The following is an 11,303-nucleotide window of genomic DNA, read 5'->3' on the forward strand; positions in this document are numbered from 1 at the left end:
TGCTTGAATACGGTTGTGATAAGCAGAAAGTTGTTTATTTTTGAGAGCTGATTTTAATTCATTAATTTGATCTTGTGTGAATTCCATAATATCTATTATAATTCAGATTTTGATTTTTGTTAAGTATGAATTTTCATGATGAGTATCATTTCCCAGAGTACAATACAAAAACAGCTCTCTGCTAGATGTTTTTACAAATAACAGAGAGCTCAAAGGCTGGTACAAAAGTTTAGCCTCTCTTTTTTGAGTTAGTAAAATAAGATAACGCAGTAGTTGATACATGAAGAACACTACATGCTCTTCGATGTTTAAACTCAAGGAGTCAATTCCTGACTCCTTGACCAATCTTTATGACCTATGGTTCATAAAGACCTTTAATCACTATAAGGTTAAGGAAAGACTACTGATACTCTTTTTAATTGAAACTCGTTTGAGTATTAGTCGAGTGGTTCCTCTTCGTTTTTGCGTTTCTTACGACCGAGCAATCCAATACCTAGTACACCCAAACCAGCCCAAGCAAGACCATCTGAAGACTCATCTCCTGTATTTGGTAAACGACCTGCAGATACCTTCTGAGTCATGGACTCCAATTGACTCCGTGAAAGCGATCCTCTCATTGATTCTGAAATAGATTCTGATACGGATTCGCTAACGGATTCTGAGATTGATTCTGAGACTGATTCGCTGACGGACTCAGAAATTGATTCTGATACGGATTCGCTAACGGACTCAGAGACAGATTCTGATACTGATTCGCTAACGGACTCAGAGACAGATTCTGATACTGATTCGCTTACTGACTCAGAGATAGATTCTGATACTGATTCGCTGACGGACTCAGAGACAGATTCTGATACTGATTCGCTAACAGACTCAGAGATGGATTCTGATACTGATTCGCTGACGGACTCAGAGATGGATTCTGATACTGATTCACTTACAGATTCTGAGATGGATTCTGATACTGATTCACTTACAGATTCTGAGATAGACTCAGACACGGATTCACTTACAGATTCTGAGATAGATTCAGACACTGATTCGCTTACTGACTCTGAGATGGATTCTGATACTGACTCACTTACTGATTCAGAAATAGACTCTGATACTGATTCGCTGACGGATTCAGATACTGATTCGCTTACTGACTCAGAGACAGATTCTGATACTGACTCGCTGACGGACTCAGAGATGGATTCTGATACTGATTCACTTACTGACTCTGAGATAGACTCAGACACTGACTCACTTACTGATTCAGAAACAGACTCAGAAACGGATTCGCTTACTGACTCTGAGATAGATTCTGATACTGACTCACTTACTGATTCAGAAACAGACTCAGAAACGGATTCGCTTACTGACTCTGAGATAGATTCTGATACTGACTCGCTAACGGACTCAGAAATTGATTCTGATACTGACTCGCTAACGGACTCAGAAATTGATTCAGACACGGATTCGCTTACAGATTCTGAGATAGATTCTGATACTGATTCGCTTACTGACTCTGAGACAGATTCTGATACTGACTCACTTACGGACTCTGAGACAGATTCTGATACTGACTCGCTAACGGACTCAGAAATTGATTCAGACACGGATTCGCTAACAGATTCTGAGATAGATTCTGATACTGATTCGCTAACAGACTCAGAGACAGATTCTGATACTGACTCGCTAACGGACTCAGAAATTGATTCTGATACTGACTCGCTAACGGACTCAGAAATTGATTCTGATACTGATTCGCTTACTGACTCTGAGATAGATTCTGATACTGACTCGCTAACAGACTCAGAAATTGATTCAGACACGGATTCGCTAACGGACTCAGAAATCGATTCTGATACTGATTCGCTAACAGACTCAGAAATTGATTCAGAGATTGACTCTGACACTGACTCACTTACGGACTCAGAGACAGATTCTGATACTGATTCACTTACAGATTCTGAGATTGACTCTGACACGGATTCACTTACAGATTCCGAAATCGATTCTGATACTGATTCGCTCACTGACTCAGAAATTGATTCTGATACTGATTCACTTACAGATTCCGAAATCGATTCTGATACTGACTCGCTGACAGATTCAGAAATAGATTCTGATACTGACTCGCTAACGGACTCAGAGATAGATTCTGATACTGACTCGCTGACGGATTCAGAAATAGACTCTGAGATAGATTCACTTACAGATTCTGAGATAGACTCTGATACTGATTCACTTACAGATTCGGAGACAGACTCAGAAACGGATTCGCTGACGGATTCTGAGACAGACTCAGACACAGATTCCGATACCGAAGTACTGATGGACTCAGAGACGGATTCTGAAACAGAGGTACTAATCGATTCCGAAGTAGATAGGGACAGACTCTCGCTTACAGATAGGGACTCAGAAACGGAGAGGGATGTGCTAGTACTTACGGATTCAGAGGTACTCTGACTGATTGAGAGTGATTCTGAGACAGACTCGGAAGCGCTGGTGCTTGCAGACACTGAGGTGCTCTGGCTAGTAGACAAGGATTCTGAGACTGACGTTGAGGCACTGGTACTTGTTGACAAGGATGTGCTCTGGCTGGCTGAAATCGAATCAGACACTGAAACAGAAGCACTCATACTGGTTGAAAGCGAAGTGCTTTGACTAGCGGATAGTGATTCTGAAACAGATACCGATGCACTGGTGCTTGTCGATAAGGATGTGCTCTGACTAGCTGAAATGGACTGCGACACAGAAGCTGACGCACTGGTACTTGTTGATAGCGAAGTACTTTGGCTAGTAGAGAGCGATTCAGAAGCTGAGTTTGAGGCACTCATGCTGGCCGACAAGGATGTGCTTTGGCTGGCTGAAATCGAGTTGGACACAGAAGCTGACGCACTGGTACTTGTCGAAACAGAATTGCTCTGACTGTTGGAGAGCGATTCAGACAGGGAAGCCGATAGAGACTGACTGGCACTTAGAGAAGCGGAAATACTGTTACTCAAAGACACGGATTCAGAAACTGATGTAGACTCAGAATCACTGAGAGAGGCTGCAATACTATCGCTGGCAGACTCTGATTCAGAGATAGCCACCGATTCACTGGCACTCAAGGATAGAGACTCTGAAGAATTATCTTTTCTATAAGTATAATAAACCTCATTATTAGTAGCATTTGCATCAAGGAAACCATTGCTATCCTGTGGATCCACTAGAATATAGCCTTCAATATCTAACGCTACTGTCGTGTATGCGGATTTAACCCAACCTTTTTGAATCACATCCTCACGAATCGGATTGCCTTCTTCATCCACAAAATGTGTCACCTGCTCCACATAGGTAGCTGCAGGTCTAAACTGCATTTGATTACTTGTAGTTACCTTGGTTGGACTTTCCCAGATCCATTCTGTAACTAAAGTACCTGATCCAGCAATATTTACTTGAGGCCGACCTCTAAGCAGGCGATAATCCAAAGTAAAACCATCTTGGACTTTCTGAGCAACCGTGGTACCAAAGGTAATAGACTCACGCGTCAATTGATTTTGACCCTGATCAAAGGTGGTTACATAGTAGCTTGAGGCATCCTTGTTTTTGGAAACCGTGATATAGTTACCAGTAGTTTCGTCACGTCCCACATACTCTGTATAGTAACCTGGGTTTGGATCCCGTGGTAGGTCGTCACGTGGGACCAGGTCATCAATGCTATAGCCTGGTAGGTTGGCAGGCTCCGATAGGCTACTTACTCCCCCAGCTCGGAACTCGGAACGACCAGTCTTCAAGGCCTCTGCTTCCTTTGTGGCTGTTCCAGCCAGCTTGAAACTCTGCTTGCCAGCTGAATTCTCTTTAGCCAACTCAGCTGCAAGAACCTGGTTGCTGGTTTTCAAGGCCGACACAGCCGTCTGGATCTCCGCCAAAGTTGCTGAAGCATTGCCAAAGACTGCTTGAGCAGCTGCTAGATCTGCTTGGCTGGTTGCCAAGGCCGCTGCCAAGTCTGCATTCGCAGTATCAACACCTTGTTCTTGGGCCACCTGATGGAGGACCTCTGCACCACTTTGCACGCGCGTCAGCTCATCTAGTCCAGCTTCCCGATTCTTGCTCACCTCTGTGACCGATTCCTTGCCATTTTCTGGCTGGTCAGAGACCGATTGACTGGTCTGGTCGGATTTGCTTGCTTGGGACGAAAGAGCTTCTGAGCCAGAAAGCGACTCTGAGTTAGACGCAGATACACTTTCAGAAACTGACTCTGAAGTTGATAGTGATTCAGATGCTAGAACCGATTCACTCACAGACAGAGAAAGCGACTCTGACACGGATAGGGAACTGGAGAGCGACTCCTCTTGAACAGTCTCCTTGCTTTCAGACGCAGGAGTCACCTCTGTTGAAGTCGCCACCTCAGAAACCACTTCAGAAGTTGCCACAGAATCAGTCTTCAACACAACCTCATCCTGGGTCGCCAAGACATCGCTGGCTACTTCTGACGAAGCAACAGTTTCCTCCGCAAAGGCTGCATCCGTGGCCAAGGCAGCGCCACCGACTAAGGCTCCCAGTGCTCCAGCACCTTTTAAAACCGTGTTGGGCGAGAGTAATTTCGCCTCTAGCTCATCGCGCTCCGATCGCTCAGCACGACGTGCTAGTGTTTTACCTAATAATACTGTTCCTACTGTCGACACAACGGTACTCACCCAGTGTTTACCGGACTTGCGTAGCTTCACGCGCGTATGTCTGTAGGATTCTACATGTCTTCCGTTTTTCAATCTCACACGAACACAACCTTTCAAAAATTAGTAACCCCTATATTTTATACCAAGTTCCATCAATTTTCAACCAATTGAACCTATTTATCTATCTTTTTTTAGAGTAAAAAACAAGAGACTAGAACATCGCTCCAATCTCCTGCTGCCTAATAGTGTCAAATATGGTTTGCGAAGCAAACCTCAATCGTTCGCTTAAACTCGGAAGAGGACCTAATCAACCTTACGGGGCGCGAGGTAGGTAGCGAATAAACTAAATTTTTTCAAATTTATCTCTATCCCGCTCCCCACTTGTCGAGAATCTTGATCAAGGTTAGGCACTTCTGGTAGTCCTGCATCTGGCCGGCTTCCAGAAGGGAATCCCGGTGGAGCTGCAACCGCCAACGGTAGGCCCGCAGTTCCGCTGCCACATCAAAGCCAATTAAAGACAGAATCGTCACCCGCTCCTGAATACTCCGAAGCGGAAAGACATGGACCGCATCCACCGTCTTGGTCACCGAAGTTGACCGCTTGCGATGGAAGTAGGTCCCTGCATGACTGTAAACCAGCTTATCCGCCAGCAAATACAGCTTCCAGGTTGTATAATCATCCTCCACCTGTTCATCCTCAGGATAAACAATATCTTGAAAGAGCTCCGCCTTATACAATTTGGCCCAAGGTACCGTAAAGACCTGGCTAAAGCCCTGACGGGCATCATATTGGTAGTCAAACCACTCTGCGGGCGTCAAGGTCTTTTGAAAATAATCCTCACCCTGCAGATGGAACCGAAAAGCTCCCCGATCATCAACGTACTCTGTAAAATTACCGATCGAAATATCCGCATCCTGCTCCTTCAAGGCCCGATAAAGGGATTCCACATGGGTCTCCTCCAACCAGTCGTCATTATCAACAAACAGGATATAATCCCCGGTAACCAGGGGTAAGGCAGTATTGCGGGCCGCCCCCACACCAGAACCACCCAGCTTCTTATGAATCACGCGCACCCGTGGATCCTTGGCTCGGTAGTCCTCACAAACCCGCGCCGAACCATCCGTTGAACCATCATTGACCAAGATAATCTCCAACTGCTTATAGGTCTGGCCCAGAATACTATCTAGACAGGACTCCAAGTAGGGACCCGCATTAAAAACTGGGACAATCACTGTTACTGTTTCCATCTAGTCCTCCTTGCGGTGATGCCGCAGCAAATCCAATTTACTGCTGATTTGCTGATAGAGTTCAATCTGACCAGTCTGCAAGGCATCCGCCTGGCATTTTTCCAAACGCTTGTAATAGGATTCCACATGCTCGGTCACATCATAGCCCAAAGCCACCAACAAGGCCAGGCGTTCTTCCGCAATCGCAATCATGCTCGCAGTATCTGTCTGCATCTGATTGCGGGACAGGCCAGCCGGACTCTGCGAATAATAGTACAAAGGTTGGTTACTAAAGTGAATCCGTTTGGCCTTGAGGTAGAGCTTATAGATGGTCGCATCATCTTCCCGCAAACGCCCCAGGGGATAGGCAATTCCCTCCCAGAGGGAGCGTTTAAACAACTTCATAGGCGAAAAGGTAAAGACCAGGTGGAAATTGTTGGCCCCGCTGCTCTCCTTTTGCAGCCATTCTTGCACCGAATAGGTTTGTTCAAAAAACATTTCTTGGGTAATCGAAAAGAGGAAGGACTGCCGCTCTTCGTTGAAAGATGTGAAATTACAAATGGAAATATCCGCGTCATTTTCAACCAAGCCACGGTAGAGCACCTCCAAATAAGTCGCTTCCAAAAAATCATCCGCATCCACAAAGGTCACATACTCTCCCTGGGCCAGTTGGAGGCCCAGATTTCGAGCCGCCGATGGCCCTTGGTTCTCTTGATGGACCAAGCGAATCCGTCCATCTTTGGCCGCATAGTCCTGACAGATAGCCCCACTACCATCGGTTGAGCCATCATTGACCAGAATCACCTCAAACTGTCCATAGGTCTGCTTTAAGATCGAATCCAGGCACCGCCGGAGATAGCTGGATACATTGTAAACAGGAACCACAATCGAAATCAAATCTGAGTTCCCTTTTTCCTCAAAAGTCACTTCTTCCTCCTCTAAACCAATCCGTGCCACAACCTGCCGCTCATAATCAAGATCAGCCGCCAACTGCAACCCTTCATCATAATTAAACTCTGCCGTATGCTTATGCTCCAACTTGACCTTGTGGGTCGCCCCCATCTGGAACCATTCATATTCCGAATCAATATGCCCCAGATCCAGCGCCTGATAGCCCGCCGCGTGCAAATCCCGTACCAGCACCTTGGCCGTCGGCCCCAACATGACCAGAATCAACCGATCGCCCGCCCTTGAATGAACGGCCTCTCGAATAGCCTCATAATGGGCAAAAGCGTTCCGCGAAGGACAGACCAGCCGCTCCAAGGACCCAACCCCAGCAAAAAGATCATTACCAACGCCCGAGCGGGACGTTTCCCCTTCCACCAGTAACACATCTCGCCCTTGCCACAGAGCCTTCAGGGCTTGAAAAGAAGCCGCCGCTTGCCCTTTGTCCACCAAATCAATATAGGGCCTAGAAATAAAGGTCGAACCATACCAAGGCGACCGGCAGTGCGCTTGGTAAAAAGCTTGATAGCGAGCAAAATGTTGCTGCCAAAATAACCGAGCATTGGAATTGTAACGCTCCAGATCCTGAAAGACATCCGGGAGACAGACCAGGAAATCCTCCCGACTGGGGGTTTCCAAAATCTCCAAGAGGGCCTGGGCCAAGGCTGGATCATAGTCTTGATAGGGAATACTAGACCCCGTCATCAGCTCCACCTCACCATCGCCAAAGCGGGCCACAGATGCTCCCCGCTCCTGGATATAGGCCAAACTCTCCAGAATCGGCCGCACTTGAATAAATCCTAAATCACTCATACACTCCTCACTGACACAGGGCTTGGAACACCGCTTCCGTTAAGAGACGCCGACTAAAGTAACCCTGCCGTAACAAGGGATTAAAGGCCCGCACCCGCTCCACCAAGAGCTGGTAGTCTGCCTCAGACAAGACCTCAATCCGCTCAACCGCTTCCGCCAAGGAATCCACCACAAAGCCCAGACCGTTGGCCTCAATCAGCTCCTGATTGGCAATGCCCCGCTGGACAATCACCGGAATCCCAGCAGCCAAAAAGGTGCCCAGCTTGTAGGGACAATAGAGGGTCTGGTAGTCCTTATCCCGATCATCCATCCAAACCAAACCAAAACCACCCGCTGATAACTCCAACAACAACTGCGGATCTGGCTTATAGCCCATGGCCCGAACCTGCTCCGGCAACTCCAGCTGGTGCCAGGTGTAGAGCTGCAAGGGCACCGAATAGTTCCACTCCTTGACAAAGGAAAAGCGCTCTGGCGAACCTGGAAAATGAAGCACCTTCTGAAAACTGGCTTCCGCCTGGGGCAGCTCTGTCGGATGGTCCCACATCCCCTGCACCAGGGTTTTCGCAACCGTCAACCCCTGCTCCCGCAAGACATCAATCATCTTTTGACTAGGCGCTACTAGCACATCGGCCTGATTGAAGTAGGCAATAGTCCGCTCCATCAGATAGTAGTTCCCCGCAAACATCAAGGGCACCACGTCATGGATAAAGAGTACAATCTTGATCCGATAGGCCCGTAACTTTTTCATCAAGCGCTCATCAAAGGCCGTCGTATTCCAAGTCGGTGTCTGAAAAATCACCACATCCCCATGCCGCAGACCAGCCACAATTCCATCCAAACGCTTGGACAGCTCCGACTCACTATCCCCCCGCATATCGAAGGCATAGATCCCCAATTCCCGGTAACCCAAGTCCGTTGCGATGTCGGTTACCATATTCTGGGCAAGCTGAGCCGTACTTTGCGCCGCTTGCCCATTCAAATTTGTAATGTAGACTCTCATTTTTCGCTAGTTTTCTACCAATAAACAAAGAACTAGACCCAAGGCCTAGCCCTCTCCCTGAATAAAGTCTAAGATAGCCTCTGGCGACAGAGACGAATCACAAACAACCCGCACCCGGTCCCCCTCAGCAACCAAGAGTCCCGGCACCGTCACAATCTGGTAGCGAGCCCGAAAAGCCTGCAAGTCTTCCCAGTCCGCAAAATTCTCACTATCCAAAAACGCCACTTCCAAACCTTGCTCGGCCTGCACCTGGGCTAACTTGGGCGCAAACAAACGGGAATAGGGACAAGACGCCCGCCCCACAAAAAGAATCAAGGGCTGCCCAGATTCCAGAATCTCCTCAACCTCCTTGGTCACAACCGGTTTAAAATTTGCAATCGCTTGGTAAAAGTCCATCTCACATACTCCTTCTTTTTTCTTCTATTGTATAGAATGCTCCTTAGAAATTCAAGGGAGGAGGATTTCCTTTAGATCTGTTACTCAAAGAAAATCAATCTAGTCTGGAAAAGGAGTTATAGCCAGCTCAAAAGCTCTGGGAGAGGTTTTGAGCTGGCTGATAAAACTTTTTCAAAAGAGTAAAGCAAATCGATCTGACAACGAATAATTTTATACTATCTGACGTTATCAAGCCTCCTTGATGAACCATTATTAATAGGAATCTGACGATTACGAAGTTGTCTAGCTAAACAACTCGAATGGATATCTCCCTGCTCTCATCCATAAAAAAACTGAGCCAAACAGCTCAGTCTTCTCTTCTAATACTGTGAAGGAGACTCCCCTTTTGCTACGAGAAGATAAGTATCCTTCGTCAAAACAAGACGCTCATCTGTAATCTTACACGTAAACTGCCAGTCATCGCCGAAGTCAAATAAAAACAAAAACTCTTGACCTATCTGTAACTCTTCAAGCGTCACCTGATCTGATGCTCCAAGACCAGCCCTCTCATTTAAATAGCTAGCGTAATAAGCGTAATCACTCCATGCTACTCCATCCATAAAGAAGGCGTGAGCATGATCATTATCAAAGTCAAAGGCCCATAAAATTGAATCCGCAAGCTCTTCAAATGTATACCCTTTGGGAATTTGGAGAATTCTATAAAGCCCTTTTGCCATTTTAACCCTAATAATCCACTGATTTGGAACTTGCTCCTCCTTAGGCAGAGCTAGAAATTCTAGAACCTTCTCAATCGTATCAACAGTTTTTGGACCAATTCCGCGCACAGATAGTAAGTCTTTTCTCGAAGCATTTCGAAAATCTTCCTCTGTCACAAAATCCGCCAAAATTAAAAGACGTGCCTTGTCTATCGGTAAATGCTTGAAGATATGTTCAGCCGAACGCCCAACAGCGGAGCTTAGCTTTTCTTCCATTCGTTTAAACTCATCTGAATCGTATTTCATATCTACTCCTCCACATTCATAAAATTGAGATCACTCATTTCTATAGCTAGTATAACATAGACGCTTCACTAGGTCTTCTTGAAATCGATTTGTTATTCCAATACCAACATAGCCTTAATCGATTTTCGTTGATCCATATCTTGGTAGGCTTGATCAATCTCCTCCAAAGAATAAGAGCTTGTAAAAACCTTCCCAGGATTGATGTCGCCATCCAAAACGACTTTTAAGAGGACTTGTTTGTCATATGTCATTACAAATGCTGCTCCGCCTCCAATGATGATGTTTGGGGAAAAGGTTGAACCTAGGACGTGATTTTCATAATGAGGGACACCAATTGAACTTTACGAATTGAAGTTTTGTTCAAAATAAGCTATACTGGAATTAATTAGAAACAGGAGGTAGAAAAATGGCCACAATCAGTTTAACACGTGATATAAAATTAACAAATGAAGATGCTCTAAAGATTCTTAACCATCAACCATCTAAAAAATTACAAGCTGTCTTGGAATCGATTGAACCACAAGCTGCTACTGCTCCAACAGAAAATAAACTCTTTGCGAAATATCTGTAATATGGCAATACAAATAACTCCACTAAAACAATATCTCGAAAATCTTCAATCTCAATCATTGGCTCCTGACAGCACTGCAAAGCAAGTTCAGGAGCTATTTAAAACTATTATTTTAGAAAATGTTGACTTTCATGGTAATAAAGAGATGTTGACTTATCTATCTGATAAAGCTCCAAATTTTGAAAAGCAACACCGTTCTCGTAATTTTATCATTGAAGAAACTGAAACAAATGACATTGTAGGATTTTTCAGCTTATCTCTCAAAGTTGTCGATATTTCTGATTTAAAAAATTCCTTAAAAAAGAAACTCGTTTTAAAAGGAAAAAGTCCAAAAAACATTGATTATCTCCCTGTGCTACTTATCGGTCAATTCGGTAAGAACACAAAGCTAAATAAACTACCCGGAGAAAAGTTATTTGAAATTGTAATTCAAAAAATTGAAGAGTTTAGAGCGATTGTAGGAACTCAAATGGTATTTTTAGATAGTATCAACCATCCTAAAGTCATTCATTTTTATGAACAATTTGGATTTATTGCATACAGTCAATTGATTAAGGATGAGCATCAAGTAAGCTGTAAGCGCGCTATAACCAAGTATATGAAAAAGGTTCCAGAGTTGATTGACTCGGGAACCTTTTTTATTGACAATTCTTCTGTATGATTTCAGACCATGGCAAATAGTCCTCTAGAACCTCTATTTTT

The 11,303-nt window shown here is 45.1% G+C and carries 7 protein-coding genes and 2 pseudogenes; 2 read left to right on the top strand and 7 right to left on the bottom strand.

Annotation, left to right across the window (positions count from 1 at the left end):
- Positions 1-437: 437 nt before the first annotated feature.
- The 7 genes and pseudogenes from HZY94_RS01330 to HZY94_RS01360 all read right to left on the bottom strand — a co-directional run.
- Entirely contained in the window at positions 438-4,748 is a 4,311-nt protein-coding gene (locus tag HZY94_RS01330) for a MucBP domain-containing protein (RefSeq protein WP_373683172.1), read from the bottom strand.
- Between the two features lie 266 nt (positions 4,749-5,014).
- Positions 5,015-5,896, bottom strand: a complete 882-nt coding sequence (locus tag HZY94_RS01335; RefSeq protein WP_179924699.1) for a glycosyltransferase family 2 protein — start codon at positions 5,894-5,896, stop codon at positions 5,015-5,017.
- A pseudogene (locus tag HZY94_RS01340) lies at positions 5,897-7,615 on the bottom strand (SP_1767 family glycosyltransferase); the annotation flags it as partial.
- 25 nt (positions 7,616-7,640) lie between these two features.
- Positions 7,641-8,633, bottom strand: a complete 993-nt coding sequence (locus HZY94_RS01345) for a sugar transferase (RefSeq protein WP_179924701.1) — start codon at positions 8,631-8,633, stop codon at positions 7,641-7,643.
- Positions 8,634-8,678: 45 nt separating this feature from the next.
- Positions 8,679-9,029, bottom strand: a complete 351-nt coding sequence (locus tag HZY94_RS01350; protein WP_179924702.1) for a thioredoxin family protein — start codon at positions 9,027-9,029, stop codon at positions 8,679-8,681.
- A 359-nt stretch (positions 9,030-9,388) separates the two neighbouring features.
- On the bottom strand, positions 9,389-10,030 hold the full coding sequence (locus HZY94_RS10425; protein ID WP_228064525.1) for an IS1096 element passenger TnpR family protein: 642 nt from the start codon (positions 10,028-10,030) through the stop codon (positions 9,389-9,391).
- 92 nt (positions 10,031-10,122) lie between these two features.
- A pseudogene (locus HZY94_RS01360) lies at positions 10,123-10,365 on the bottom strand (Zn-dependent alcohol dehydrogenase); the annotation flags it as partial.
- A 71-nt stretch (positions 10,366-10,436) separates the two neighbouring features.
- Between HZY94_RS01360 and HZY94_RS01365 the strand changes: the two are divergent.
- A complete protein-coding gene (locus tag HZY94_RS01365) occupies positions 10,437-10,601 on the top strand; it encodes a hypothetical protein (protein WP_179924703.1) in 165 nt (54 codons plus the stop codon).
- A gap of 1 nt (position 10,602) precedes the next feature.
- Positions 10,603-11,262, top strand: a complete 660-nt coding sequence (locus HZY94_RS01370; RefSeq protein ID WP_228064526.1) for a hypothetical protein — start codon at positions 10,603-10,605, stop codon at positions 11,260-11,262.
- The last annotated feature ends 41 nt before the right edge of the window (positions 11,263-11,303 follow it).

It is taken from the genome of Streptococcus danieliae (assembly GCF_013415245.1).
Lineage (GTDB): Bacteria > Bacillota > Bacilli > Lactobacillales > Streptococcaceae > Streptococcus > Streptococcus danieliae_A.

What these genes read in the sequence shown, in the direction of transcription:
- HZY94_RS01335 (WP_179924699.1), bottom strand. Translation starts at nt 5,896, where the DNA reads ATGGAAACAGTAACAGTGATTGTCCCAGTTTTTAATGCGGGTCCCTAC.
- HZY94_RS01345 (WP_179924701.1), bottom strand. Translation starts at nt 8,633, where the DNA reads ATGAGAGTCTACATTACAAATTTGAATGGGCAAGCGGCGCAAAGTACG.
- HZY94_RS01350 (WP_179924702.1), bottom strand. Translation starts at nt 9,029, where the DNA reads ATGGACTTTTACCAAGCGATTGCAAATTTTAAACCGGTTGTGACCAAG.
- HZY94_RS10425 (WP_228064525.1), bottom strand. Translation starts at nt 10,030, where the DNA reads ATGAAATACGATTCAGATGAGTTTAAACGAATGGAAGAAAAGCTAAGC.
- HZY94_RS01365 (WP_179924703.1), top strand. Translation starts at nt 10,437, where the DNA reads ATGGCCACAATCAGTTTAACACGTGATATAAAATTAACAAATGAAGAT.
- HZY94_RS01370 (WP_228064526.1), top strand. Translation starts at nt 10,603, where the DNA reads ATGGCAATACAAATAACTCCACTAAAACAATATCTCGAAAATCTTCAA.